We start from the raw sequence: 26,112 nt of genomic DNA, 5'->3' as shown, positions 1-26,112 counted from the left end.
TCGACGAACTGGCCGGGCAGTACGACAACACCGGCGTCGAGTTCTTCGGCCCGATCGCGCACAAGCTGCTCGAACTGCTCGATCCGCGGCCGGGGAGCACGTGCTCGACGTGGGATGCGGACGGGGTGCCGTGCTGTTCCCGGCCGCGTCCGCCGTCGGCCCGGAAGGGTACGTACTCGGGATCGACATCGCGGAGGCGATGGTCACCGCGACCGCCGCCGACGTGGCGGCGCGGGCACTCGACCACGTCGAGGTCCAGGTGCTCGACGGGATCGCGCCCGAGCTGCCCGCCGCGTCGTTCGACCTGATCACGGCGAGTATGAGCGCCGCGCACTTCCCGGATCCGTTCGCCACGGCGGAGAACTACGCGCGGCTGCTGCGGCCGGGCGGCCGGATCGGGATGACCGGGCCGGTGCCACCGCCCGCACTGTCCGAATGGGATCTGGGCGCGCTGCGGGTCGACCGGATCATCGCCGCGGCCGATCCGGCGGCGCTCGCCGCCGCGCATCCGAGAGTGGCGGCGCTCTACGGCGAATATCCGTTCGGCAGGCCCGGCCGGATCTGCGACGCCCTGCGTGCCGCCGGATTCACCGACGTCGCCGAACAACGCCACGACGTCGTGCTCACGGCACCGACCGCACAGGCGCTGATCGACTGGACCTGGTCCAACGGCTTGCGCGTGTACTGGGAACTCGTGCCCGCCGCACGGCGCGAGGAGGTGGCCGCGGAACTGGCCGCCGAGCTGTCCTCCCGCGCCGGGGACGGGCCGGTGACCGCCGTGTACCCCGTCTTCCACTACCTCGGGCGGCTGCCCGCGACCGGAGGAGCGAAATGACCACGATGCCGTCATGGCGGAGCCTCGGCGCCGATCCCGGCGGGCCGATCGTGCTCGCGGTGGACTACGCGGCCAGCGGCCGCCCGGAGGCCGCGTTCGGTGACCTAGCCGTGGATCGACCGGTGTGGGAGACGGTGCAGCCGTCACTCGGCGCGGAGGACGGTTTCGGTCTCGCCGACTACGTGGACGGCTGGGTGGCGGAGCTCCCCGACCGGCCCGTCGAGGCCGTGCTCGGGTACTGCGCGGGCGCCGCGTTCGCCGGTGAGCTCGTCGCGCGGCTGTCCGAGCGTGACGGGCGGGAGGTGCCGCTGCTGCTGTTCGATCCCGAGTCGCCGACGCCGCTGACGATGTACTACCAGTACCGCAAGGTGGTGGAGAGCCTGGCCGCGGTGCTCGGCGCGGAGCGGACCGCGGCCGCCGTCGCGGACGGCGACCGCGCCATGGCCGAGGCCGACGGCGTCGAACAGGTGGGCGCGGCGCTCGTCGAGATCTTCGTCGGCGCCGCGCGGGCGGCGTGCGCCGAAGCGGGCCTGGAAGAGGACTACGTCGAGGAACTGACCGGCACCTACCGCTCGTTCGTCCGCTACCTCACCGCGGCTTCGCAGGCCGATCACCGCAAGCGCTGGGCGGGAGCGTACGTGTTCAGCTCGGCCACGCCGACCAGCGGCCTGAACCCGCTCGACCCCGCCGCACGGGCGGAACTCACCGACCGGGAACTGCGCTTCGACGTCGAACACGCCGACCTGCTGCGCACGACGGCGGTCGCGGCCGCCGCCACCGAGGTCCTCGCGAAGGGGAGGGTGCCGCGATGACCGGCATCGACGCGCTGAACGACACCACCGGCCAGGTGGTCGCGGACCTCGTGGCCGATCCCGGCGGCGGGCTGTACCCCTCGGTGTACGAAACGGGACGGCTGGTCTCCCTGGCGCCCTGGCTGGCCGGGCACGACCGGCGGATCGGCTTCCTGCTTTCCGCGCAGCAACCGGACGGGGCGTGGAGCGGGCCGGGCACGGTCGCACTGGTCCCGACGCTCAGCGCGGTGGAGGCCTTGCTCGCCGCGGGCCGGACCGGCGCCGCCGTCGATCGGGGACTGGCCGCCGCCACCCGGCTGCTGGCCGAGGTGGGGCGCGACGGGCTGCCGGAGACGCTGATCCCCTTCCTGATCGTGCCCGCGCTGGTCGCGGACATCAACGAGCGCCTCGGCCACGAACGCCTCGCCCTGCCCGACGGCCTCGACCCGGCGGCGCTGACCGCGCTGCGCACCGACGGCTGGCGGAATCCGGTGTCGGCGTTCTATCTGGAGATCGTCGGCCCCGCGGCGGTCGGCTCGGCCGCGGTGACCCCGGTGAACGGCGTGATCGGCTGCTCGGCCGCGGCCACCGCGGCCTGGCTCGGCCCCGAGGCCCCGGAGCCGGGCGACGCGTCCGCGGACTTCCTCGTGCGGACCCAGTCCCTTTTGGACGGTCCGGTCGCCGGGCTGACCTCGATGACGTACTTCGAGCGAGCCTGGTCCTATCGAGTGCTGGCCGCGGCGGGCGAGGACCCGGCGGTCATCGCGCCACTGCTGGCCGGTCTGCCCACCGACGTCGGCCGGACGGGCGCGCCCTCGGCGCCGGGAGCGGCGGCCGACTCCGAATCCGCGGCGCTGCTTCTGCTCGCCGAGGCCGACCGCACCGGCGGGATGGCCGAGCCGAAATGCTTGTGGGAGTACGACCGGGACACGCATTTCCTCACCACCGTGCCGGTCGGCGCGCCGTCGGTGATCAGCAACGCCCGCGTGCTCGAAGTGCTCGACCGGTACCGGCGGCAGGATCCGCCGGACGCCGATCGCTACGCCGACGCCGTGGCGCGCGTCGCCCGCTACCTGGCGGAAAACCAGCGGCCCGACGGCGGCTGGCACGACCGTTGGCACGTTTCGCCTTACTACGCCACGTTTTCCTGCGGAGCGGCGCTGTCCGTCGCCGGGATCGGTGAACCACTCGACCGGGCCGTGGCGATGGTGCGGGCAGGGCAGCACGCGGACGGTTCGTGGGGTGTTCGCGGCGGCACGGCCGAGGAGACCGCGTACGCCGTGCTGCTGCTGGCCGGGGTGCCCGGAGACCACCAGGACGCGATCGCGGGCGGGGTCGCTCACCTCGAACGCGCCGGCACGACGGATCCGCATCCGGCCCTCTGGGTCGGCAAGGACCTCTACGCGCCGGTGAACCTGATCTGCGCCGCGGTGCTGGCCGCCACGAAGGCAGGCCGCCGGTGACCGGGACGAGCGGCGCCTGCCCGTATCCGTTCCGGCAGGCGGAGCGGCTCGAAACCGACCCACGGTCCGCCGAGCTGCGTCGTGAGGCCCCGGTCAGCCGGGTCACGCTGCCGTACGGCGGCGAAGGATGGCTCGTGGTCGGCCACCACGAGGTGAAGACCGTGCTGTCCGACCGCCGGTTCAGCCGGGCCGCGCTGGTCGGCGCCGACGTGCCGAGGGTGACCCCGCGGGTGCTGACGAAGAGCACCATCCTGACCATGGACCCGCCGGAACACACGAGGTTGCGGCGGCTGGTCGCCCCCGCGTTCAGCCCGCGTGGCATCGAGGCGCTCCGTCCTCACGCGGTGCGGCTGGCCGAAGGGCTGGTGGATCGCATGCTGGCCGAGGGACCACCCGCCGATCTGGTGCGTGATCTGGCCAAGCCGCTGCCTAGCGCGCTGATGTCGGAGCTGCTCGGGCTGCCCGCCGCAGATCAGGAGAAGTTCTTCGGCTGGGCCGAGATCATGGTCAGCGGCGCCGGGTTGGCGCCTGCCGAGATCATCGCCACGATCGGCGAGCTGGACAGCTACCTGACCGGCCTGGTCGCCGAGCGCCGCCGGGAACCGCGGGACGACCTGCTCAGCGTCCTGGTCGCCGCGCGCGACGAAGGGGACCGGCTCACCGAGCAGGAACTGGTCGGCATCAGCGTGACACTGCTGCTGGCCGGCCTGGAGACGACGACCAATCAGATCGGCAACTTCGCCTGGCATCTGCTCAGCCGTCCCGAGCGGATGGCTTGGCTGCGCGAAGACCTCACCAGGCTGCCGGGCGCCGTCGAGGAGATGCTGCGCTTCACCCCGATCGCGACCAGCGCCGGGTTCACCAGGGTGGCCACCGAGGACGTGCCGCTCGGCGGTGTCACCATCCAAGCGGGTGACGCGGTGCTGGTCGACCTGGATTCGGCCAACCGCGACGAGGCCCTGTACGACGACACCGACGAGCTACGGCTGGACCGGGTGGGGCCGCCGCATCTGGCCTTCGGGCACGGCCCGCATTTCTGCCTGGGCGCGCAGCTGGCCCGGATGGAACTCGTGGTGGCGCTGACCGCGCTGCTGGAGCGGGTACCCGGCCTTCGGCTGGCGGTGGAGCCCGGGGAACTGCGCTGGCACACCGATCGGGTGGTCCGCGGCCTGCGGGAGCTGCCGGTGCGGTGGTGACCGGCGCCGTTCACCACCGCACCGGCAAAGCCTTGAGCCCGTTGACCAAAGGCGACGACTTGATCGGGAGTTCGGCCGCCGGGATCGCCACCCGCAGCCTCGGCAACCGCTCGAAAAGCACCGTCAACGCGACTTCGAGTTCCTGACGGGCCAGGTTCTGCCCGAGGCACTGGTGCACCCCGAATCCGAAGGCGACATGCCTGCGGTGGCCGTCGCTCAGGTCGAGCCGGTCCGGGTCGGGATTCTCGCGGTGGTCGCGGTTGGCGACCGCGGTGGAGAAGATCAGGGCCTCCCCGGCCAGGATCCGGACGCCGGCGATGTCGATGTCGGCGGTCGCCACCCGGTTGACGACCGTGTCGGTCACGGAGGTGTGCCGCACGAGGGCTTCCACCGCGGCCTCCGGTGCTGCGCGGAGCGCGGCCAGCCGCTCCGCGTCACCGGCCAGCAGCGCGGCGCCGAGGGCGATGCTGCTCGACAAGGTCTCGTGCCCGGCTCCGAGCAGCAGCACCATCGTGTTGACCAGCTGCGCCATGGTCATCCGGCCGGGCAGGACCTGTTCGGCCAGCAGATGACTGATCAGATCCGGCCCCGGGTGATCGGCCTTCGCCTCGGCCAATTCGCTGAGATAGCCGATCAGTTCCGTCGCGGCCCGTACGACTTCGGCCTGGTCGTCGGCGGTGATCATCGTGCGGGTGCGGTGCTGGAAGAACTCGTGGTCGGCGTAGGGGACCCCGAGCATCTCGCAGATCACCATCGACGGCAGGGGCAGGCAGTAGGCGGCCACGAGGTCCGCGGACCGGGCGTCGTTCGCCATCTCGTCCACGAGTGATTCCGCCAGCCGCCGCAGTGCCGGGCGCATCTCCCGCACGCGCCGGACGGTGAACCAGGAGGTCACCATCCGGCGGAAGCGATGGTGCTCCGGGTCGTCCATCCCGGCCAGCGTCCGCAGCGGCGTGCCCTCGGCGGGGGAGGGGAGCAGCGCGGGGAAACCCGGCCTTGTCCGGTCCGCCGAGACCCGCCGGTCCGCGAGCAGGTCACGGGTTTCGGCGAAACCCGTGACCAGCCAACCGGAATCGCCGTTGGGCAAGGTGACCCGGGAGACGGGCCGCCGGGCGTGCAGCTCGCGATACGCCGTCGGCGGACCGTACGGGCAGGTCCTCGGCTGGGGCAGCCGCAGCGGCCCGTCGACGGGCTCGGTCATGCCCCGGACGCCACGGACTGTTCCGCCGTGCTGTCCACCGCGGCCGGCGCCGGTGGCCGCCTGCGTTTGGCCAGCAGCCCGCAGACCGCGCCGAGGAGCACCGCGGCGATCGGCAGGACCATCGCGCCGTGCATGGCCGCGACGTAACCGCCGGAGAACACCTCGTTCGCCGCGGCCGTGATCTGCCGGGCGACGGCCGGGGTGGCCCCGCTCGGGACCGGCACCGCGGTGCCGGCCTGCAGATCGGCGAAGTCCAGGCCGCTGCCGGTGGCACGCCGCACTCCGTCGACGAATTCCCCGCGCACCTCGGGAGGCAGCGTCGCGGCCACCGACTCGGCGCGGGTCACCAGGTTGCCGACGAGCTGGTTCTGCAGCAGCACACCGAAACCGGCGGTGCCGAGCACCGCGCCGATCTGCCTGGTCGCGTTCAGCACGCCGGCCGCCGAGCCCGCCATCATCGGCTGCACGTCGTACATGGCCACGGTGGTCAGTGGTGCGAACGTCGCGCCGAGGCCCAGCCCCATCACGATCATCGCGGGCAGCAGCGTCCACACTGTACTGTCCACAGTGGACGTCAGGGAGAAGATCAGCAGGCCGAGGCCGAACAGCAGCAGGCCGGTGACGACGATCGGTTTGCCGCCCACCTTGTCGCTGAGCCTGCCCGCGTACGGGCCGAGCACCACGGAGATCGCCGACATCGGCAGGCTGATCATGCCCGCGGCCAGCGCCGAGAAGCCCAGCACCGACTGCGCGTAGAGCTGGAAGCCGATCGCCATGCTCATGATGCCGACCGACAAGCCGATGGCGCTGGCGTTCATCAGGCTGAAGTTGCGGTTGGCCAGCAGCGCGAACGGCACCATGGGCGTGCGCGTGCCGGGCCTGCGCTGGGTGAAGCCGAACGCGACCAGCAGTACCACGCCCAGCACCAGCAGCAGCGGGATGCTCACGAACGACCAGATCGTCCCCCAGCCGTAGCGCTGGCCCTCCTGCAGGCCGAACGCCAGGCAGGACAGGCCGAGGATCACCAGCACCGCGCCGGGCACGTCAAAGCGGCCGGTCCTCGGCGGCTTGGCCCCCGCCGGGATGATCATCGGCGCGAACACCAGGATCAGGATGCCCAGCGGCACGTTGATGGTGAAGATCCAGCGCCAGTCGAGCACGCCGACGAGGAAGCCGCCCAGCGGCGGTCCGGTGATGGTGGCGACGCCGGCCACCGCGCCCCAGACCCCCAGTGCGGCTCCGCGCCGCTCCGGCGGGAAGACGCTCATGATGATCGACATCGTCTGGGGGATCAGCAAAGCGGCGCCGAGGCCTTGCAGCGTGCGGGCCGCGATGAGCTGGCCGGGGTCCTGCGCCAGCGCGCACAGCAGGGACGCGAGCGTGAACACCGCGACCCCGGCGAGGTAGACGCCGCGTTTCCCGAACAGGTCGCCGAGCCTGCCGCCGGTGATCAGGAAGACCGCCAGCACCAGCACGTAGGAGTTGCTGACCCAGAGCACCTCGTTGTAGGACGTGCCCAGCCGCTCGACGATGTTCGGGATCGCGACGCCGACGACCGTCGTGTCGAGCAGGGTCATGAAGAACCCGAGACAGAGGGCCACCAGCACGGCCCAGGGATTCCCCCGCAGTTTACTCATCCGTCCGCTTTCTCTTCGGTTGACTGTTCGCCGGCCCGCCAGTCCAGGCGGCCCTCGTGGATGTCCTCGACGATCGCGCGCGTCAGGTCCAGATCGGCGCGCAGATGTGCTTGCAGGTGCCGGATCTCGACGATGTCGATCGCCGCCACGCCGCGTTTGACCAGCGCGTCGCTCCCGGTCGTCGCCGACGCCAGCGACGCCTCCAGGAGCACGGCCCGCTGCTCCAGCTGTGCGACCGCGTCCTCCTTGGAGAGCAGCGACATGAAGGCGAGCGCGGCGCAGTAGGTCGGGTACTCCGGCTGGAGCGTGGAAAGCAGTTCACGTAGCCGTTCGAGGGCGACCTCGCGCCCTTCGTCGGTGATCGCGTAGACCGTCCGCTCCGGGCGCTTGCCCTCCCGGGTGGTCTCGACCATTTCGATCAGCGCGGCCTTCGTGAGCACGTCGAACGTGTGATAGAGCGCGCCGTGGGTGACTTTGATCAAGTGATCGAGTCCTTGTTCTCGCAGGCGCTGCCGGACTTCGTAGGGGTGCTGGGGTTGCTGGCTGAGCAGTCGCAGCACGGCCAGACCGAGGATGGTGAGGGTTCGCATAGACACTTCTCCGATCGAGTCCGATCAGTATAGTCCAAAAAGACTATTTGGCCTCGGGCAGGTCGGCGGGCGGGGCGCCGACCGCCGCGGTAAGGGCACGTTAGGGGTGCCTCGCCGGTGCTGGCCGCTGTTAGCGTCGAGCCGTCTCTGGGGCTCTGAGCTGTGCAAACGCGCTGGGGACGAGCACGCACCCGCAGGCTGAGGAAGGTGGTTCCCGACTGTGTCGGCACTTCAAGGGCGTCCCGCCGAACCGGCGTTGAGACTGGACGACTCCCTGTCGCAGCGGCCGCACGAGCTGTACCGGAGCCTGCACGAGACGGGCGCCGGGGTGCAGCGCGTGATCATGCCGCCCGGCGCGGGGCCGTGGAGCGGACTGCCGGTGTGGCTGGTCACTGGCTACCGCGAGGCGCGGGCCGCGCTCGCCGACCCGCGGCTGAGCAACGACCTGCAGCGCACCGCCCGTTTCTTCGGCGGCGGGGCGGGGAACAGCCGGGGAGCGTTCTCCGTCGCGTTGTCCCGCAACCTGCTGCACGCCGACCCGCCCGACCACACCAGGCTGCGGAAGCTGGTCAACAAGGCGTTCACCTCGCGGGCGGTGCAGCGGCTGGAACCCCGGATCGAACAGATCACCGCGGATCTGCTCGACCGGCTGGACGGCGTCGACGAGACCGATCTGCTGGTCTCCTACGCCTCGCCGCTGCCGATCATCGTCATCTGCGAGCTGCTGGGCATCCCGGCCACCGACGAGGACGCCATCCGGTCGTGGACGAAGGGTCTCGTCTCCGGCGCCTCACCCGCCGAGATGGCCACCGCCTCCGAGGAGATCGGCGCCTACCTGACCGATCTGGTCGCCCGGAAGCGCGCCGACCCCTCGGACGACCTGCTCTCCGAGCTCATCCGGGCCAACGAGAACGGTGACCAGCTCGCCGACGCGGAACTGGTGCCGATCACCTTCGTGCTGCTCATCGCGGGGCACGAGACGACGATCAACCTGATCGGCAACGGCGTGTACGCCCTGCTTCGCGATCGCCCCCAGCTGGAGCGGCTTCGCGCCGACAGCTCCCTGCTCCCGCGGGCCGTCGACGAGCTGCTGCGCCACGAGAGCCCGAGCAGTCACGGCACCTTCCGGACGACCACGGCGGAGCTCCCGCTGGGCGACGTGGTGATCCCGGCGGACGAGCTGGTCCTCGTCTCCCTGATCGCCGCCAACCGCGATCCGGCCCAGTTCGAGCGGCCCGACGTCCTCGACTGGTCCCGGCCGCAGACCTCCAACCTCGCCTTCGGGCACGGCATCCACCATTGCGTCGGCGCGCCGCTGGCCAGGATGGAAGGCCGTATCGCGCTCGGCAGGCTGCTGGAGCGTTTCCCCGAAATCGCGCTGGCCGTCGACGAGAAAGACCTGGCGTGGACCCAAAGCACGCTCATCCACGGACTCCGGTCGTTGCCGGTCCGGCTGAACGGAAAGGCCGAGCAGTGATCACCAGGGCGGCTTCCATCGGAGTACCGGTCACCGACCAGGACGTGGCCGTCGAGTTCTTCGTCGGTGTCCTCGGTTTCGAAAAGCGGGTCGACGTCCCTGTCGAACGGGGAAGGTGGATCGAGGTCGCGCCGCCGGGCGCGGAAACCGTGCTCACGCCGTACACCTGGCTGGATCACCACGACGACAAGGCGGGCGTCTTCACGCGCATCGTCCTGGAATGCCAGGACCTGATCGGCCTGCACGAAGAGCTGGTGGCCAAGGGCGTCGAGTTCGAACTGGAGCCGACCGAGTCGGCGGGCGGCCGGTTCGCGCATTTCAAGGATCCGTTCGGCAACCTGTTCGTGCTGGCCGAGCTCTGAGCGGCTCATCGACCGTGAAGGAACCCGCGTGATGCGATCGGCCACCCGCAAGGAAGAGGCACTCTGGCTGCTCGAGCGGCTGGTGCCGGGCAGCGGGGTCAACAACCTGCACCTCGCCTTCCGGGCGTCCGGCGAGCTGGACCTCGTGCTGCTCGACCGGGTGCTGTCGATGCTGGTGCGCAGGCATCCGGCGCTGCGGACCGTTTACCGCGCGGGCGAGACCGGCCTGTCGAAGGAAATCCACGAGGACCTTCCGGTCGCCTTCGAAGACCAGGAGTGCCCCGCGGACGAGGTGGACGGACGCCTCGCGGCCTTCGTCGCCGAGCCTTTCGAACTCGACGGCGGTGCCTTGCTGCGCGCGCTGCGGCTGCGGTGCGCGGGGGAGGACGTGTGCTGTGTCGTGGTGCACCACCTCAACTTCGACACGGTGTCCGCGGCCGTGCTGCACGAGGAATTCGTCGCGGCTTACAACGCTTTCGCCGCCGGCGACGCCTTGCCGCCGGAGCTGGAGGGCACCGCGGTGACCCTCGACGAGGTGGAGCCGAAGCCGGAGAGCCTGGCCTTCTGGCGTGACCAGTTGCGCGAGGTCCGGCCCGGCGAGCTCGAACTGTCCTGCGGCAGGCCGGACGTGGCCGAACCGAATCTCACGGGCGCGCAGGTGACGTGGCAGTTCGCCGCGGAGACCGTCGAGGTGGTGCAGGAGCTCCGGAAAGCGTTGCGGGTGCCGGAAGCCGTGGTGCTGCTGGCCGCCTACTACCTGCTGCTGCACGCGCACGGCGCCGGCCCGGACCTCGTCGTGGGCTCGCCGATGAACGTCCGGGGGCGGGAGACCGCCAAGGCCGTCGGCTATCACGTCAACGTGACGCCGCTGCGGCTGCGGGTCGACCCGGCGGAGGATTTCCGCGGCCTGGTCCGGCGGGTCAGGGGAGTGTTCTTCGGCGCGCTCACCCATCTGGACGTCCCGGTGGACAACCTGCTCGCCGAGATCCCGCGGACGGGTTCTTCGTGGCGGCACACCGTGTTCCGGCACGTGTTCAACTACATCCCCGAGACCGGCACGCCGTCGTTCCGGCTGGGCGGCCTGCCCGCCGAACCGCTCGCGGCCGAGCCGGGGTTCAGCAAGTTCGATCTGGAGTTCTTCCTGCTGCCGACCGCGGACGGCCTCCGCGTGCGTGCCGCGTACTACACCGAGGTGCTCGGGCAGGCGGACGTGCAGGCGTTGGTCCGGCGTTATGAAGCGTTGCTGTCGTCGCTGGCGGAGAATCTCGATCGCCCGGTCGGTGACGCCCTGGTGTTCAGCGCCGAGGACGACGCCGTGATCGGGAAGGCGAACCGCACCGGTAAACCGGTCGCGTGGCCCTCGGTGCCGTCGGCCGTCGCCGCGGCCGTCGAGGCGGCACCGGAGGCGGTCGCGGTCGAGGACGGCGACCGCGAGGTGACCTACCGGCAGCTGTGGGACACCGCGGCCGCGACCTGTGAGCGGCTGCGCGACGCCGGCGTCGGCCCCGGCGAGGTCGTCGCGCTCGTCGCGCCGCGGAGCGCGGAACTCGCGGCGGCCGCGCTCGGTGTCTGGCTGGCCGGTGCCACCTACCTGCCGCTCGACCCGGACCACCCCGAACAGCGCATCGCCTACCAGCTGGCGGATTCCGGCGCCAAGGTCGCGCTCGCCGAGGCGGCGATCCCGGGCGGGACCGGCTGCCGGGCACTCGCGTTGACCCCGATCGGATCCGTCCCGGCCAAGCCCGCGCTCCCGCTCCCCGCCACCGACGCGCCCGCCTATCTCATCTACACGTCCGGCTCCACCGGACGTCCTAAAGGGACGGTCGTCGGACATCCGGCGCTGGCCAACCTGATCAGTCATTTCGCCGACGAACTGGGCCACCGAGGCCAAACCGGAACGCTTTGGCTGACCACGTTCTCCTTCGACATCTCGGCCCTCGAACTGTTCCTCCCGCTGGCCACCGGCGGACGGCTCGTCGTCGCGCCGGACGAAGCGCGCGTCGACGGCGGCGTGCTGAAGGAACTGCTGGGCCGCCACGAGGTGTCGACCCTGCAGGCGACCCCGACCACCTGGCGTCTGGTCGTCGACGACGTGTCCGGCGAGCTGGCCGGCCGGACCGTGCTGTGCGGCGGTGAACCGCTGCCGTCGTCGCTGGCGCGTCAGCTGGTGGACACCGGATGCGAGCTGTGGAACGTGTACGGCCCGACGGAGACGACGATCTGGTCCACCGCGGGCCGGGTGCACGACGGCCGGATCACCGCGGGCGCCCCGATCGGCAACACGACGGTGTTCCTCGCCGATCCGAGCGGCCGGGAACTGCCCGTCGGCGTGACCGGCGAGCTGTGCATCGCGGGCGCGGGGCTGGCCGAGGGCTATCACGACCGGCCGGAGCTCACCGAGGCGCGGTTCTCCGTGCACCCCCGCCACGGCCGCTTCTACCGGACGGGGGATCTGGCCCGCTGGCTGGAGGACGGCACCCTGGAGCTGCTCGGCCGGGCCGACCGTCAGGTCAAGCTGCGGGGCAACAGGATCGAGCTGACCGAGGTCGAATCGGTGCTGCTCGCCCATGACGAGGTCGCGGGCGCGGCGGTGGTCGTGTCCGACGACGTACTGGTCGCCTATGTCGAGGCGGACACGGAACCCGGCCTGGAGGAGCGGCTCTGGGCGCACGCGGGCGCCCTGCTGCCGAAGTCCGCGGTGCCACAGGAGTTCGTCGTGGTCGACCGGATCCCGCTCACCGGCAACGACAAGGTGGACTACCCGGAACTCGTGCGGCGGGCGGCGGACAGGGCCGCGGAGCGCGCGACCACGCCCGGCGAGGAGCAGGAACTCGACCCGTTGACCGCCGATGTGGTCGCGCTGTTCCGTGAGCTGCTCGACCGCGGTGACATCGGGCCCGGCACGAACTTCTTCTCGCACGGTGGCCATTCGCTGCTGGCGGCCAAACTGGCCCAGCAGGTCAAACACCTGACCGGTGTACGGGTGCGCCTCGCCGACGTCTTCGCCCATCCGGCGCCGGCGGCACTCGCGGACTTCGTGCGAGCCGCCTCGGCGTCGAGCTGACCGAGGTCCGCGACGCCTCGGATCACTCCGTCACGGGCAGGCATTCGGCGAGCAGGCCGACGACGTCGCGCCAAGCCCGCTCCGCGTGCCGCGCGTGGTAGGCGACGCCGGGGAGCACGGCGTGGTCGACCGTCGGGTGGTGGAAGGCGTGCTCGGCGCCGCCGTAGACCACGAGCCGCCAGTCGACGCCCGCCTCCTGCATTTCGGCGGTGAACGCTTCCCGTTGCGCGGGCGGCATGATCGGGTCTTCCGAGCCGACCCCGGCCCAGACCGGGCAGCGGATGCGCGCCGCTTCGCCCGGCCGCCCGGTGGTCAGCGCGTTGACCGTGCCGATCGCGCGCAGGTCGACGCCGTCCCGTCCGAGCTCCAGCGCGATCGCGCCGCCGGTGCCGTATCCGATGGCGGCGATCCGGTCCGGGTCGGTCCGCGGCTCGGCGCGCAGCACATCGAGGGCCGCGTGACCGATTTCCCGCATCCGGCCGGGATCGGCGAGCAGCGGCATCGCGTACGCCAGCATCTCTTCGGGGTCGGCGAACCAGCGCCCGCCGTTGATGTCGAACGCCAGCGCCACGTACCCCAGCTCGGCAAGGGCGTCGGCCCGGCGGCGCTGGAAGTCGTTCAGCCCCGGCCCTTCGGGACCGATCAGGACCGCGGGACGGCGGCCGGCCCCGGCGGGGAGCGCGAGGCGCCCGACCATCGTCAGCCCGTCGGCGGGGTATTCGACCGTGCGTGTCGTGACCGGCATGAACCGGACTCTAATGATCGTCGAGCCCGGCCGGGCCGGTGTTCACGGACAGCGGAACGGCGTCCCCGTCGCGAGGTCCGTCCATTGTGGATTCCGCGGCGCGGGACGGGACCAGGCGGAACAGGGCCATCGCGCTGACCATGCTGACGCCGCAGATCGCGGCCAGATACCAGGTGATGCCGGTGGTCGAGCCGGTGGCGTTGAGCACCGCGGTCGCGATCATCGGGGCGAGCCCGCCGCCGAGGATCGCGCCGCCCTGCAGCAGCAGCGACATCCCGGAGAACCGGACGTTGACCGGGAAGGTGTCCGCGATGATCGCGCCCTGCACGCAATGGGTGATCGGGACGACCAGGCCCATGCCCGCCAGCGCGAGCATCGCGAGCCCGGTGTTCCCGGTGTTCAGCAGCGGGAAGAAGGCGAGACACCACAGCAGGAGCGCGGCCGACCCGGCGACGAACATGGTGCGCCTGCCGTGGCGGTCGGCGATCCGGGTCCAGAGCGGGATGGTGGCGAACCACAGCACCGCCGACCCGGTCACCGAGAGGATCAGGAACTGCCGGTCGTAGTGGAGGCTCTGGGTCCCGTAGGACAGGGTGAAGACCATGAACACGTAGGCGACCGCCGAGTTCGCCACGCCGACCAGCAGGGTCAGTGCGAGCCTGCCGAAGCCGACCTTGAACGCCGCCCCGAGCGGGAACCGGACCACCTTGTCGTCCTGCGCCGCCCGGGTGAACGACGGTGATTCGGTGATCCGCAGCCGGATCATCAGGCCGATCGCGACCAGCACGAAGCTCAGGAGGAACGGGATCCGCCAGCCCCACGCGGCGAACACGCTCGCGGGCATCACCGCGCTGCTGCCGAGGAACAGCAGATTCGCCAGCACCAGCCCGGCGGGCGTGCCCATCTGCGGGAACCCGGCGTACCGGTTCCGCTGTCCGGCGGGCGCGTGTTCCATCGACATCAGGGTCGCCCCCGCGCCTTCGCCGCCGAGCCCGATGCCCTGCACGATCCGCATCGCGACCAGCAGGATCGGCGCCCAGATGCCGATCGCCTGGTAGTTCGGGATCAACCCGATCAACGTGGAGCCGACGCCCATCAGCATCAGCGAGACCACCAGCGTGGACTTGCGGCCGATCCGGTCGCCGAAGTGGCCGAACACCAGACCGCCGAGCGGGCGGGCGATGAAGCCGACGGCGAAGGTGCTGAAGGCGGCGAGGGTGCCGACAGCGGGGCTGAGCGAGGGGAAGAACTGTTTGTTGAAGATCAGCGCGGACGCGGTGCCGTAGAGGAAGAAGTCGTACCACTCCAGGGTGGTCCCGGCGAGGGTGGCGGCGGCGATCTTGCGGGGCGCGGGAGCGTTCATCTGCGATAACCCAATCGAGTCGGGCGACAGCCGAGCGCGGCTGCTGGCGATTGGGCAGAAGCCTGACACCGTGAGGCATAGGCCACAAATGCCGAATCGTCAGTCTGTTATGTCCATATGGGTATAGCTGGCGAGGTGGGGCGCTTTGGGTGGGCTTGCGTTGCCGCGGTGTGTTGCGAAAGTGGCTTTCGCAACACGATGGCCGGGTCGGTCGCTCACCCTCCGGACCCTGATCGCGGCTCGGTGCCGTGGCGGAGCCGGCGAGGTGAGTGGGGAGGATTTCGGACGTCCAACGTCCGAAATCCTCCCCGCTCGACGGGCTTGGCGGAAGATCGGGGACGGTGAGCGTCCTGAATCTTCCGTTGATCAAGGTCCGGGGCGGGGCGCGGGAGGGTGGCGAACCTGGCACAGTCCCCCTGTGGCGTTGGACGATCTGCCGGACTGGCTGCCGGCCTGGTGTGCGGAGCACTTGGGGGCCGAACCGGTCGGCGTCCGGTTCGAACTGCGGTCGATGTCGGAGGTCTTCGGCCTGCGGCTGGCAGGCGGGCGGGACGTCGTCGTGAAGGCGCGCGAGGACGACGGGCGGGCTGCGTCCTGTCTCGCCGCGCAGACCTGGTTGGCGGACAAGGGGTTTCCTTGTCCGCGGCCGCTCACGTCCGCGATCGGCGTCGGCCTGCTGGCCGTGCACGCCGAGGAGTTCCGGCCCGGCGGTGAGCCGCTGCCCGGCGACTCGCCGGACGTCGCCGTGCGCTACGCGGAGGTGTTCGCCCGGCTGATGGCCGGCCTGTCCGGCTTGGCCGTCTCGCCGCCGTTGCCGAATCCGCGCTGGTCGCGGTGGGATCACCGGGATCCCGGGGTGTGGCCGTCGATCCGGTCTCTCGACGAGCTGGATCAGAGCGCGGTGCCCGCTTATGTCGTCGACACGGCGCGCCGGGTACGCGAGCGGCTGCTGGCCGCGAAGCTGCCGTGCGTGCTGGGCCACGCGGACTTCGAAGCGCAGAACCTCTGCTGGCACGGCACGGAGGTGTGGTCGGTGCACGACTGGGACAGCTTGGCGTGGCAGCCGGAGGCGGCGCTGGTGGGCGCGGCGAGTGGCGTGTTCCCCAAGACCGGGCCTGCCATGCTGCCGCCGATCGAGAGCTCCGACGCGTTCCTGGCGGCCTATCAGGACCATCGTGGGCGACGGTTCACCGCGGAGGAGCAGGAGGTCGCGTGGGCGGCCAGCCTGTGGACGGCGGCGCACGACGTCCGCTGGGAAGCGCTGCACGGCACGGCTCCGAAGGCTGACGACGCTCTCCGCGCGCAGGCGGCCGAACGTCTTCGGCGAGCGAACGCCTGACCCTGGGATATGTTCGTTTGGCTATAGCAGGGGAGCGGATACGCATTTGTTCCGCATGGCCCGGCGGGCCACAGTGGACGGCATGACACAGCCAGTGCGGTGGATCCGCAACTTCGTGGACGGTGGGTTCGCCGAGCCGGACGGACCGGGGTTCCCGGCGGTCGATCCGGCGACCGGCGCGGAGTTCGCCCGGGTGCACGAGGCGGACCGGGCGCTGGTGCACCGTGCGGTCACCGGCGCCCGCGCCGCGTTGCACGACGGCTGGGCGGACACCCCGGTGCGGGAGCGGACGGCGTTGCTGCGCCGGGTGGCCGACCGGATCGAGGCCCGGTTCGAGGAGTTCGTCGCGGCCGAGGTCGCGGACACCGGAAAGCCGGTCACGCAGGCCCGCGAGCTGGACGTGGCCCGCGCGGTGGCGAACTTCCGCACCTTCGCCGACGTGATCGCGGCCGCCGGCCAGGAATCGTTCGTCACCGACCTGCCCGGCGGGGCGCAGGCGCTGAACTACGCGGTGCGCAAACCGCTCGGCGTGGTCGCGGTGATCGTGCCGTGGAACCTGCCGCTGCTGTTGCTGACCTGGAAGGTCGCGCCCGCGCTCGGCTGCGGCAACGCGGTCGTGGTCAAGCCGAGCGACCAGACGCCGTCCACCGCGACCCTGCTGGCCGAAGTGCTGGCCGAGGCCGGCCTGCCCGCAGGCGCCTACAACGTGGTGCACGGGTTCGGCGGCGATTCGGCGGGGCAATATCTGACCGAGCATCCCGGCATCGACGGGGTGACGTTCACCGGCTCGTCGGCCACCGGCACCCAGGTGATGCGCACGGTCGCGCCCCGGGTCCGGCCGGTGTCGTTCGAGCTCGGCGGGAAGAACGCCGCCATCGTGTTCGAGGACGCCGATCTCGACGAGACGCTGGCCGGGCTGACCCGGTCGGTGTTCGCGAACACCGGGCAGGTGTGCCTGTGCACCGAGCGGGTGTACGTGCAGCGCTCGGTGTTCGACGACGTCGCGGCCGGGCTGGTGGAGCGGGCGCGCGGGCTGCGGCTCGGCGACCCGAAGGCCGAGCGGACCACCACCGGCCCGCTGATCTCGCCGGAGCACCGGCGCAAGGTGCTGGACTACCTCGCGCTGGCCGAGGAGGCCGGCGCCAAGACCCTGACCGGCGGCGGGATCCCCGAGCTCGGGCCGGAACTCGACGGCGGCTCCTGGCTGGAGCCGACCCTGTGGACCGGCTTGACCAACAAGGACCGGCCAGTGCGGGAGGAGATCTTCGGCCCGGTGGCCGCGCTGATCCCGTTCGACACCGAGGACGAGGCGATCGCGCTGGCCAACGACACCGAATACGGGCTCGCGTCCTCGGTGTGGACCCGGGACCTGCGCCGGGGGCACCGCGTCGCGCAGGCCATGCACGTCGGCATGTCGTGGGTGAACACCTGGTTCCTGCGCGACCTGCGCTCGCCGTTCGGCGGGATGGGGCTTTCCGGCATCGGCCGGGAGGGCGGCGCGTCTTCGCTGCACTTCTACACCGAGCCGACGAATGTGTGCGTGCGGCTGTGACCGCGCCGGTCGACGCGGCCGCCGCGCGGCTCACGGCCGCGGCGAGCACCACGACGCCGTGCCCGCCGGTGCGGGAGTTCCTTGGTACGCAAGACATCGACGCGGCCTACGCGGTGCAGCGCAGGCTGCGCGACGAGCGGGTCGCGGCGGGCGCCAGGGTGGCCGGGGCGAAGATCGGGCTGACCGCGCCCTCGGTGCAGCGCCAGTTCGGCGTGTACCAGCCGGATTTCGGTGTGCTGTTCGACGACATGCTGTACGCGCACACCGAGCCCGTTCCATATCGGCGCTTCCTGCAACCGCGGGCCGAGGGCGAGATCGCGTTCGTGCTCGGCCGTGATCTGGACGTGCCGGGTGCTTCGGTCGCGGACGTGCTGCGGGCGACCGAGTTCGTGGTGCCCGCGATCGAGATCGTGGACTCCCGGATCGACGCCTGGGACCTGTCCATTGTGGACACGGTGGCGGACAACGCGTCCAGTGGGGCGGTGGTGCTGGGGTGCACGCCGTTCTCGTTGACCGGCCGGGATCTCGCCGCGACCGGGATGACGCTGGAGCTGGACGGCGAGCCGGTGTCCTTCGGCGCGGGCCACGCCTGCCTCGGTTCGCCGGTGGCCGCCGTGGCCTGGCTGGCCCGCGAGCTGGCCGCCCGCGAGCAGCCGTTGCGCGCCGGCGACGTGGTGATGTCCGGGGCGCTCGGCCCGATGGTGCCGGTCACGGGAGCGGGCCGGTTCCGGCTGCGGCTGGACGGGCTCGGCGAGGTCGACGCGGTGATCGAGGAGGAAACTCAGTGACAGCAACGGTTCCGGTCGCCGTCATCGGCTCCGGCAATATCGGCACCGATCTGATGATCAAGGTGCTGCGGTTGTCGAAGACGCTGCGGATGGCCGCGATGGCGGGCATCGATCCGGCGTCGGACGGGCTCGCCAGGGCGGCCAGGCTGAAGGTGGCCACCACCCACGGCGGCATCGACGGCCTCGTCGCGCTGCCGGAGTTCGCCGGTGTGCGGGTGATCTTCGACGCGACGTCGGCCGGTGCGCACCGGCGGCACGCCGAGGTGGCCGAGGCACACGGCAAGCTGATGATCGACCTGACCCCGGCCGCGCTCGGCCCGTTCGTGGTGCCGCCGGTGAACCTCGACGAGCACCTCGCCGCGCCGAACGTGAACATGGTGACCTGCGGCGGACAGGCCACGATCCCGATGGTGGCCGCGGTGTCTTCGGTCGCGCCGGTCGCGTACGCGGAGATCGTCGCCTCCATTTCGTCCCGTTCGGCAGGGCCCGGGACCAGGGCGAACATCGACGAGTTCACCGAGACCACGGCGGCCGCGATCCGCGAGGTCGGTGGCGCCGCGACGGGCAAGGCGATCATCGTGCTGAACCCGGCCGACCCGCCGATCGTCATGCGGGACACGGTGTACTGCCTCGTCGAGGGGGAGCCGGACCGGGAGAAGATCGCGGCGGCGGTCCGGCAGATGGCCGAACGGGTACGCGAGTACGTACCGGGCTACACGCTGAAACAGGAAGTGCAGTTCGACCCGGTGCGCCGGCAGTGGGTGCCCGGACTGGGCCGGGAGCTCACCGGGTTGAAGGTCTCGGTGTTCCTCGAAGTGCTCGGCGCGGCCCACTATCTGCCGGATTACGCGGGAAATCTCGACATCATGACCTCGGCGGCGCTGCGCACGGCCGAGCGGATCGCCGAACTGAGGGGGTGGCTCGGATGAAGGTCTACCTGCAGGACGTGACCTTGCGCGACGGCATGCACGCGATGGGGCACGCGTACACGGTGGACCAGGTCCGGCGGATCGTGTCCGCCGTGGACAAGGCCGGCGTGGCGGCGATCGAGGTCGCGCACGGCGACGGACTCGGCGGGTCCAGCGCGACGTACGGTTTCGGCGCGCACACCGACGAGGAATGGATCACCGCGGCCGCCGAGGTGATCGAGAACGCGACGCTGACCACGTTGCTGCTGCCCGGAATCGGCACCATCGGACAGCTGCGCCGCGCCCGCGACCTCGGGGTGCGCAGCGTGCGGATCGCCACCCACTGCACCGAGGCCGACGTGGCCGCGCAGCACATCGCCTGGGCCCGCGAACACGGTATGGACGTATCCGGATTCCTGATGATGAGCCACCTTTCCCCGCCGGCCGCGCTCGCCGAACAGGCCAGGCTGATGGAGTCCTACGGTGCGCAGTGCGTCTACGTCACCGATTCCGGTGGGCGGCTGACGATGAACGGGGTCGCTGAACGGATCGACGCGTATCGGCAGGTGCTCGACGCGCGGACCGAGATCGGCATCCACGCGCACGAGAACCTTTCCCTTTCGGTGGCGAACAGCGTGACCGCGGTCGAGCACGGCGCGTCCCGGGTGGACGTCGCGCTGGCCGGGCAGGGCGCGGGGGCGGGCAACTGCCCGGCCGAACCGTTCGTCGCGGTCGCCGACCTGCTCGGCTGGGAGCACGGCGCGGACCTGTTCGCGTTGCAGGACGCGGCGGACGACCTGATCCGCCCGCTGCGGGAACGGCCGGTCCAGGTGGACCGCGAGACGCTGACCCTCGGCTACGCCGGGGTGTACTCGAGTTTCCTGCTGCACGCCGAACGCGCGGCGGCCCGCTACGGGCTGGACACCCGGCGGATTCTCACCGAGGTCGGCAGGCGCGAGCTGGTCGGCGGGCAGGAGGACATGATCGTGGACATCGCACTCGACCTGGTACGGAGCGGCACATGACGGCCATCGCGGCGCTCGCCGAGCGCCTGGACACCGCGCAGACGACGCGTGTGGACACGCCGAGCCTCGCCGACGACCACGCGCTGGACATCGCCGACGCGTACGCGATCCAGGCCGCGCTGGTGGCGCGGCGGGAGACCCGTGGCGAGCGGGTGATCGGGGTCAAACTGGGACTGACCAGTAAGGCGAAGATGGCGCAGATGGGCGTGTCCGAGGTGATCGCCGGCAGGCTCACCGACGCGATGCGGGTCGCCGACGGCGGCGAGGTCCCGTTGGCGCGCTTCATCCATCCGAAGGTGGAGCCGGAGGTCGCGTACCGGCTGGCCCGCGACATCGATCTCGCCGACCCCGCGTTCGACGTGGAGTCCGCTGTGGACGCGATGGCCCCGGCGATCGAGATCATCGACTCCCGGTACCGGGATTTCCGGTTCACCCACACCGATGTGGTCGCGGACAACACCTCGGCCGCGGGATATGTGCTCGGGCCGTGGCGCGCGTTCGGCGAGGTGGCGAACCGGGCGGTGCGGCTGCGCTCCGGCGACCGGGAGGTGATCGGCTCGACGTCGGCGATCCTCGGCGATCCGGTGCGCGCGCTGCACGCGCTGGTCGAGCTGTGCCGGAAACGGGACATCCCGTTGCGGGCCGGGCAGGTGGTGCTGGCCGGGGCGGCGACCGAAGCGGTGCCGTTCGCGCCCGGCGTCGCCGAGGCGGACATCGCCGGGCTCGGCCGGGTCTCGGTGCGGGGGCTGGCATGAACGGGCGCGTGATCGCCGGGCTGGCCAAGCCGAGGGGCCGGTTCCCGCATGTGAAGGTCGCCGGAGATCTGGTCTTCGTGTCCGGGACGAGTTCCCGGCGCCCGGACAACACGTTCGAGGGTGTCGAGGTGGACGAGCTCGGCACCACGAACCTGGACATCCGGGCGCAGACCCGCGCGGTGATCGAGAACATCCGCGGCATCCTGCACGAGGTCGGCGCCGATCTCGCCGACATCACGCAGATCACCACGTTCCTGGTTTCGATGAACGATTTCGGCGGCTACAACGAGATCTACGGCGAGTACTTCGACGAAACGGGCCCTGCCCGCACCACGGTCGCCGTGCATCAGCTGCCGCATCCGCATCTGCTGATCGAAATCCAGGCCATCGCCCAGCTACCGAAAGACACGGAGGTCCCCCGATGACCGGCATTCCCGAGGTCGTCAATTTCCAGGCCTGGATCGCGGAGCACGAGCATCTGCTCAAGCCGCCGGTGAACAACCGGACCATGGCACTGGGCAAGGATTTCATCGTGCAGATCGTCGGCGGGCCGAACCAGCGCACCGACTTTCACGTCGACCCCTACGAGGAATGGTTCTACCAGCTCAAGGGGAACATGCACGTGAACATCATGACCGAAGAAGGTCAGAAGACCGTTCGCATCTCCGAAGGCGACACCTGGCTGCTGCCGGGCGACATCCCGCATTCGCCGCAGCGCCCGGAGGCGGATTCGATCGGCCTGGTCATCGAGCGCGTCCGTGAAGAGGGCACGCTGGAGAAGTTCCAGTGGTACTGCCTGGAATGCGCGTCTCTGGTGCACGAGGTGGAGCTCCAGGTGCGCGACATCGTCGAGGATCTGCCGCCGGTCTTCACCGCGTTCTACGGCGACGAGCAGGCCCGCACCTGCGGAAACTGCGGCACCTTGCACCCCGGGAAGGGCTGAGATGACCGGCCTGATCGACATCCACACGCATTACGTGCCGAACGGTTGGCCGGATCTGCGTGCGGACGCCGGACCGGAGGCGCCGTGGCTGCGCGCGGAAACCGAGTCCGAAGCGATGATCATGATGGGGGACAAGGAGTTCCGCCGGATCGGCGCGGACTGCTGGAACGCGGAGACCCGGCTGCTGGACATGGACGCCGACGGCGTGCGCACCCAGGTGGTCTCCCCGACGCCCGCCTTCTTCAACTACGGCCGGACCGGCGAGCAGGCGGGCCGGATCGCCCGGATCTTCAACGATCTGGCGCTGGAGATCGTCGCACCGGCGCCGGACCGGCTGATCCCGTTCTGCCAGGTTCCGTTGCAGGACACCGACGCCGCGTGCCGTGAACTGGAACGCTGCCTGGCCGCGGGGCACCGGGGAGTGGAGATCGGCAACCACGTCGGCGACCGCGATCTGGACAGCGCCGGGGTGGAGACCTTTCTGCAGCACTGCGCGTCGCTCGGGGTCCCGGTGTTCGTGCATCCGTGGGACATGGACGGTTCGCCCCGGCTGGACCGGTGGATGGCGCGATGGCTGACCGCGATGCCGGCCGAAACGCATCTGTCGATCCTGGCATTGGTGCTCGGCGGGGTCTTCGACCGGATCGACGCGAGCCTGAAGATCTGTTTCGCGCACGGCGGCGGATCGTTCGCGTTCTGGCTCGGCCGGATGGAGAACGCCTGGCATCGGCGGAACGACGTGATCGGCACTTCGGAGTTCCCACCGTCGCACTACCTCGACCGGTTCCACGTCGATTCGGTGGTCTTCGACGAGCGGGCGCTGCGGCTGCTCGTGGACACCCTCGGCGCCGAGCGGGTGATGGTCGGCAGCGACTACCCGTATCCGCTCGGCGAACGCCCGGTCGGTGAGGTGGTGCGCAAGAGCGGCTTCCTGACCGAGGCCGAGCGGCGGCTGATCACCAGCGGGAACGCCGAACGCTTCCTCTCCCTGTTGTGACCGTCCTAAGGGGACATTCCGGTGGCGACTTCGGTCAGGCTGCGGATGAGCGCGTCCACCGACGGGCTGAGCGTGCGCTGGGCGGGCAGGGTGAGCCCGACGCTGTGCCCGATGGGTTCCAGCGCCAGCGCGACCCTGGTGATCCTCGGATCGTCCTTGGTGATGAGGCTCGGCAGCGCGGCGATCACGTCGGTCTCCAGCAGGAGCTGCCGCACGGTGAGGAACGACGTGGTCTCCACCCGGTTCGCGGGCAGCGGGAAGTCGTTGCGGGTGAACAACTGTTCCAGTTCGCGGCGCAGCGCGGTCTCCGCGCCGGGCAGGATCCACGGGTACTCCGCGAGGTCGGCCAGCGCGACCTCGGTCGCGCCCGCCAGCGGATGCGCGGTGCGCACCACCAGATCCACCGACTCGTCGTACAGTTTGCGCCGCTCGATCCGCTCGTCCGAAGGCGCGGTCAGCCTGCCGATGATGAGGTCGACCCGGCCCGCCTCCAGCTCCACCAGCAGCGCTTCCGGAGAACCCTCCCGGACCACGATGGTGAGGTACGGCCGCTCGGTCTTGATCGCGGCGATGGCGCGCGGCAGCAACATGTTCGACCCGGCGAGATGCGTGCCGACCACGACCGTGCCGCGTTCCGCGTCGGCCAGCTCGGCGACGTGCCGCCCGGCCTGTTCGAGCTGGGCGAGTACCGCCCGGGCGTGCCCGGTGAACGCCTCGCCGAACACGGTCGGGGTGACACCGCGCGGGCCGCGTTCGAACAACCGCACGTCGAGGATCTCTTCGAGTTCGTGCAGACTTCGGGTCGCCACCGGTTGCGTCACGTGCAGCTCGGCGGCGGCGCCGACCACGGTGCCCTGCCTGGCCAGCGCGTCGAGCAGGACGAGATGGCGGAACTTCAGTCGGCCGTCCAGCAGGCGTGGCAAGATCACCGGCCGATCCTACCCGTGAGGTGCGTATGACCACGATTGTCCGAACCGGACCGATTCGCTACGCCACGGCGGCCCGGTTCGCGCCGCCGGTCGCCGTTTCGGGGCAGGCGCCGTCGAGCGGGGAGATCAGCCCGCAGCCGCCGTCCCGGCTGGACCGCGTGATGGGCCCGCCGCGTGACCGGCTCCCGCAGGGCGAGGACTGTCTCAACCTGACGATCAGCACTCCCGGCCTGGATGCCGCGCGCAGGCCCGTGCTGGTGTGGCTGCACGGCGGCGGATTCTCCAGCGGTGGCGGGTTGCTGGACTGGTACGACGGCGGCGCGCTGGCCGCCGAGGGCGACCTCGTGGTGGTCGGCGTGAACTACCGGCTCGGCGCGCTCGGCTACCTGTACCTGGACGGCGTCAGCCCCGGCAACCTCGGGCTGGCCGACCAGCTGGAGGCGCTGCGCTGGGTGCGGGCGAACATCGCGGCTTACGGCGGGGATCCGGGCAACGTGACGGTCGCCGGGCAGTCGGCGGGCGGTATCTCCATCCGGCTGCTGATGGACCTGCCCGAGGCGCGCGGCCTGTTCCGGCGGGCGATCCTGCAGAGCGCGCCGCTCGGCCTCGCCACCCGGGCGCCGGACCAGGCGGACAGGCTCGGCCACGTGTTCGCCGAGGCGCTGGGCACCGACCCGCGCACCGCAGGGATCACGGAGATCCTCGCCGCGCAGAAGGAAACCGCGCTGGCCAACCTGCGGCTCAGCGGCGACCCGATGGCGCCCGCGTTCGTTCCGGTGGACAGCCTGGACAAGGCGCCCTTCGCGGACAACGTGCGCGACCTCGATGTGCTGTACGGCTGGAACGCCGACGACATGACCGCGTTCCCCGGCGCCGCCGGGACCGACGAGGTCTACGTCGGACCGCTGGCCGCCTTCGGCGACCGGCTGCGCTCGGCGGGAGCCGGTGTCTCGTCGTATCGCCTGGACTGGCGGCCCGAAGGCGCCGAGTTCGGTGCGACCCACTGCCTGGAACTGCCGCTGCTGCTCGGGACCCGGCACGCCTGGCAGGACAGTCCGATGCTGGGCGAGGTCCCGTGGGCCGAGGTCGACGCCTTCGGTACCGCCCTTCGCTCCGTCTGGGCGACCTTCGCCCGTACCGGGAAGCTCGACCCCGCTCCGGTCTCGGGCCGTCCGATCACGTTCGCCGGTCTTCGGTGACGCCGGTGTTCTTGGACCGATGGTGGGCTGAAGGCTCCCTTCGCCGAGTCTGATGCGGCGAAGGGAGCCTTCGGCCCTTGGTCGGATACGGGCCGCGAGTGGCGATTCGGACTGGGTGTCTTAGGTGCTGTCGGGCACTTGCGCGTGTCTGGAGGGACGGCGCGTGTGATCCGATGGACGACACGCGTGTCCAGGTGGACGACTCTCGGCAAGACCCCGCCGACACGCGTGTCGTCCATCCCATCACGAGTGTCGTCCGGCCGAACACGCGGAACCACCGGACTTGCGGCGCTAGGTGACCAGGTCCGGCCGGACTCTCGCGATCCCCTGGGTCAGCTGCCGGACGATGGTGCTGTTCGGCAGTCTCAGTTCCACCTCGGGACCGGGGGTGGACGGGCGCGTGAACAGTTTCGCGTGGCGGCTTTCGAAGTACCGGTCCTTGGGGATGAACACCATGGCCGGCAGGACGGCCTTCGAGTTCGGGTCGCTCTGGTCCCGCGGGAGTAGTTCCTGGCCGCGCACCGCGCGCAGCTCGTCCCACGCGATCAGGTCGGATTTGCGCCCGGCTCGCCACCACAGTCCACGTTCGTCGGCCGCGAAGCGGATCATGTGGGGGACCGAGCCGATCGCCGTCAGCAGACCGCCCACCGCGAGCGCGCCGAAGATGAAGGCCGCGGGTTCCGCGGGCATCTTGAGTTTGCGCGACGACGACGAGTTCCCGGCTTCCGGGAAGATCGCGGCCAACCCGAAGAAGATCAACAGGGCCAGTCCGCCGATGAACAACCAGCGACTGGACCGGTACTCGATTACGGGCGTCCCCGGAGCGGGTGACCATGTCTGTTCGGGCACGACCGGCACTGTAACCGACGACGCGTCCGACCACGGTGATGTGGGTGCGGCCAGGGGTGTTGCCCGTACGGGCAGCCTGGCGTACCCGAAGGTCTGCCGCTGCG

23 protein-coding genes and 1 pseudogene are annotated in these 26,112 nt (G+C 70.8%); 17 read left to right on the top strand and 7 right to left on the bottom strand.

Annotated elements, in window-relative coordinates; genetic code table 11:
* Positions 1-37: 37 nt before the first annotated feature.
* The 4 genes and pseudogenes from MJQ72_RS01015 to MJQ72_RS01000 all read left to right on the top strand — a co-directional run.
* A pseudogene (locus tag MJQ72_RS01015) lies at positions 38-835 on the top strand (class I SAM-dependent methyltransferase); the annotation flags it as partial.
* Complete coding sequence (locus MJQ72_RS01010; RefSeq protein WP_240597107.1) at positions 832-1,647, top strand: hypothetical protein; 816 nt, start codon at positions 832-834, stop codon at positions 1,645-1,647. The pseudogene MJQ72_RS01015 and the gene MJQ72_RS01010, both read left to right, overlap by 4 nt.
* Positions 1,644-3,089: a prenyltransferase/squalene oxidase repeat-containing protein gene (locus MJQ72_RS01005; protein ID WP_240597106.1), complete on the top strand. Its 1,446-nt coding sequence runs from the start codon at positions 1,644-1,646 to the stop codon at positions 3,087-3,089. Before MJQ72_RS01010 ends, MJQ72_RS01005 begins: the two co-directional genes overlap by 4 nt.
* Complete coding sequence (locus tag MJQ72_RS01000) at positions 3,086-4,285, top strand: cytochrome P450 (protein WP_240597105.1); 1,200 nt, start codon at positions 3,086-3,088, stop codon at positions 4,283-4,285. Before MJQ72_RS01005 ends, MJQ72_RS01000 begins: the two co-directional genes overlap by 4 nt.
* A 10-nt stretch (positions 4,286-4,295) precedes the next feature.
* Here the strand turns inward: MJQ72_RS01000 and MJQ72_RS00995 are convergent, their stop codons facing one another.
* From MJQ72_RS00995 to MJQ72_RS00985, 3 genes are read right to left on the bottom strand one after another with little or no spacing between them, the layout of a single operon-like run.
* Positions 4,296-5,486, bottom strand: coding sequence for a cytochrome P450 (locus MJQ72_RS00995; RefSeq protein ID WP_240597104.1), 1,191 nt, complete (start codon positions 5,484-5,486; stop codon positions 4,296-4,298).
* Entirely contained in the window at positions 5,483-7,123 is a 1,641-nt protein-coding gene (locus MJQ72_RS00990; protein WP_240597103.1) for a DHA2 family efflux MFS transporter permease subunit, read from the bottom strand. The genes MJQ72_RS00995 and MJQ72_RS00990 overlap by 4 nt, the downstream gene beginning before the upstream one ends.
* On the bottom strand, positions 7,120-7,713 hold the full coding sequence (locus MJQ72_RS00985; RefSeq protein ID WP_240597102.1) for a PadR family transcriptional regulator: 594 nt from the start codon (positions 7,711-7,713) through the stop codon (positions 7,120-7,122). Before MJQ72_RS00985 ends, MJQ72_RS00990 begins: the two co-directional genes overlap by 4 nt.
* A gap of 220 nt (positions 7,714-7,933) precedes the next feature.
* Between MJQ72_RS00985 and MJQ72_RS00980 the strand changes: the two genes are divergently transcribed.
* Genes MJQ72_RS00980 through MJQ72_RS00970 form a run of 3 tightly spaced genes read left to right on the top strand, consistent with a single transcriptional unit; the run spans position 7,934 to position 12,616 of the window.
* A complete protein-coding gene (locus MJQ72_RS00980; RefSeq protein WP_240597101.1) occupies positions 7,934-9,190 on the top strand; it encodes a cytochrome P450 in 1,257 nt (418 codons plus the stop codon).
* The gene (locus tag MJQ72_RS00975) at positions 9,187-9,552 is read left to right on the top strand and encodes a VOC family protein (protein WP_240597100.1); all 366 of its coding nucleotides are present in this window, start codon (positions 9,187-9,189) and stop codon (positions 9,550-9,552) included. The genes MJQ72_RS00980 and MJQ72_RS00975 overlap by 4 nt, the downstream gene beginning before the upstream one ends.
* Positions 9,553-9,583: 31 nt before the next feature.
* Complete coding sequence (locus tag MJQ72_RS00970) at positions 9,584-12,616, top strand: amino acid adenylation domain-containing protein (protein WP_240597099.1); 3,033 nt, start codon at positions 9,584-9,586, stop codon at positions 12,614-12,616.
* 22 nt (positions 12,617-12,638) lie between these two features.
* Here the strand turns inward: MJQ72_RS00970 and MJQ72_RS00965 are convergent, their stop codons facing one another.
* Together MJQ72_RS00965 and MJQ72_RS00960 are read right to left on the bottom strand one after the other, a co-directional pair.
* Positions 12,639-13,361, bottom strand: coding sequence for a dienelactone hydrolase family protein (locus MJQ72_RS00965; RefSeq protein ID WP_240597098.1), 723 nt, complete (start codon positions 13,359-13,361; stop codon positions 12,639-12,641).
* A gap of 10 nt (positions 13,362-13,371) precedes the next feature.
* Positions 13,372-14,724: an MFS transporter gene (locus tag MJQ72_RS00960; protein WP_240597097.1), complete on the bottom strand. Its 1,353-nt coding sequence runs from the start codon at positions 14,722-14,724 to the stop codon at positions 13,372-13,374.
* Between the two features lie 418 nt (positions 14,725-15,142).
* Between MJQ72_RS00960 and MJQ72_RS00955 the strand changes: the two genes are divergently transcribed.
* The 9 genes from MJQ72_RS00955 (at position 15,143) to MJQ72_RS00915 (ending at position 23,031) form a co-directional block, all read left to right on the top strand.
* A complete protein-coding gene (locus tag MJQ72_RS00955; RefSeq protein ID WP_240597096.1) occupies positions 15,143-16,063 on the top strand; it encodes a phosphotransferase in 921 nt (306 codons plus the stop codon).
* Between the two features lie 82 nt (positions 16,064-16,145).
* Positions 16,146-17,615 carry a 2-hydroxymuconic semialdehyde dehydrogenase gene (locus MJQ72_RS00950; RefSeq protein WP_240597095.1) on the top strand — a complete coding sequence of 490 codons (1,470 nt, stop codon included), beginning with the start codon at positions 16,146-16,148 and terminating at the stop codon, positions 17,613-17,615.
* Entirely contained in the window at positions 17,612-18,403 is a 792-nt protein-coding gene (locus MJQ72_RS00945; RefSeq protein WP_240597094.1) for a 2-keto-4-pentenoate hydratase, read from the top strand. The genes MJQ72_RS00950 and MJQ72_RS00945 overlap by 4 nt, the downstream gene beginning before the upstream one ends.
* On the top strand, positions 18,400-19,332 hold the full coding sequence (locus MJQ72_RS00940) for an acetaldehyde dehydrogenase (acetylating) (RefSeq protein ID WP_396426920.1): 933 nt from the start codon (positions 18,400-18,402) through the stop codon (positions 19,330-19,332). The genes MJQ72_RS00945 and MJQ72_RS00940 overlap by 4 nt, the downstream gene beginning before the upstream one ends.
* Entirely contained in the window at positions 19,329-20,336 is a 1,008-nt protein-coding gene (dmpG, locus tag MJQ72_RS00935; protein ID WP_240597093.1) for a 4-hydroxy-2-oxovalerate aldolase, read from the top strand. Before MJQ72_RS00940 ends, dmpG begins: the two co-directional genes overlap by 4 nt.
* Positions 20,333-21,091, top strand: a complete 759-nt coding sequence (locus tag MJQ72_RS00930; RefSeq protein ID WP_240597092.1) for a 2-keto-4-pentenoate hydratase — start codon at positions 20,333-20,335, stop codon at positions 21,089-21,091. The genes dmpG and MJQ72_RS00930 overlap by 4 nt, the downstream gene beginning before the upstream one ends.
* Entirely contained in the window at positions 21,088-21,516 is a 429-nt protein-coding gene (locus MJQ72_RS00925) for a RidA family protein (protein WP_240597091.1), read from the top strand. The genes MJQ72_RS00930 and MJQ72_RS00925 overlap by 4 nt, the downstream gene beginning before the upstream one ends.
* Entirely contained in the window at positions 21,513-22,034 is a 522-nt protein-coding gene (locus MJQ72_RS00920; protein ID WP_240597090.1) for a 3-hydroxyanthranilate 3,4-dioxygenase, read from the top strand. The genes MJQ72_RS00925 and MJQ72_RS00920 overlap by 4 nt, the downstream gene beginning before the upstream one ends.
* 1 nt (position 22,035) lies before the next feature.
* On the top strand, positions 22,036-23,031 hold the full coding sequence (locus tag MJQ72_RS00915) for an amidohydrolase family protein (protein WP_240597089.1): 996 nt from the start codon (positions 22,036-22,038) through the stop codon (positions 23,029-23,031).
* Between the two features lie 5 nt (positions 23,032-23,036).
* On the opposite strand, the gene MJQ72_RS00910 is transcribed toward MJQ72_RS00915, so the two are convergent.
* A complete protein-coding gene (locus tag MJQ72_RS00910) occupies positions 23,037-23,960 on the bottom strand; it encodes a LysR substrate-binding domain-containing protein (RefSeq protein WP_240597088.1) in 924 nt (307 codons plus the stop codon).
* Between the two features lie 26 nt (positions 23,961-23,986).
* On the opposite strand from MJQ72_RS00910, the gene MJQ72_RS00905 reads away from it, so the two are divergent.
* Positions 23,987-25,159, top strand: a complete 1,173-nt coding sequence (locus tag MJQ72_RS00905; RefSeq protein ID WP_240597087.1) for a carboxylesterase family protein — start codon at positions 23,987-23,989, stop codon at positions 25,157-25,159.
* Positions 25,160-25,450: 291 nt separating this feature from the next.
* Here the strand turns inward: MJQ72_RS00905 and MJQ72_RS00900 are convergent, their stop codons facing one another.
* Positions 25,451-26,008, bottom strand: a complete 558-nt coding sequence (locus MJQ72_RS00900) for a hypothetical protein (RefSeq protein WP_240597086.1) — start codon at positions 26,006-26,008, stop codon at positions 25,451-25,453.
* Positions 26,009-26,112: the final 104 nt, after the last annotated feature.

Source organism: Amycolatopsis sp. EV170708-02-1, from assembly GCF_022479115.1.
Classification (GTDB): domain Bacteria; phylum Actinomycetota; class Actinomycetes; order Mycobacteriales; family Pseudonocardiaceae; genus Amycolatopsis.
Note: the sequence above shows the minus strand (reverse complement) of the source record. Positions and strands in the feature narration are given on the sequence as shown.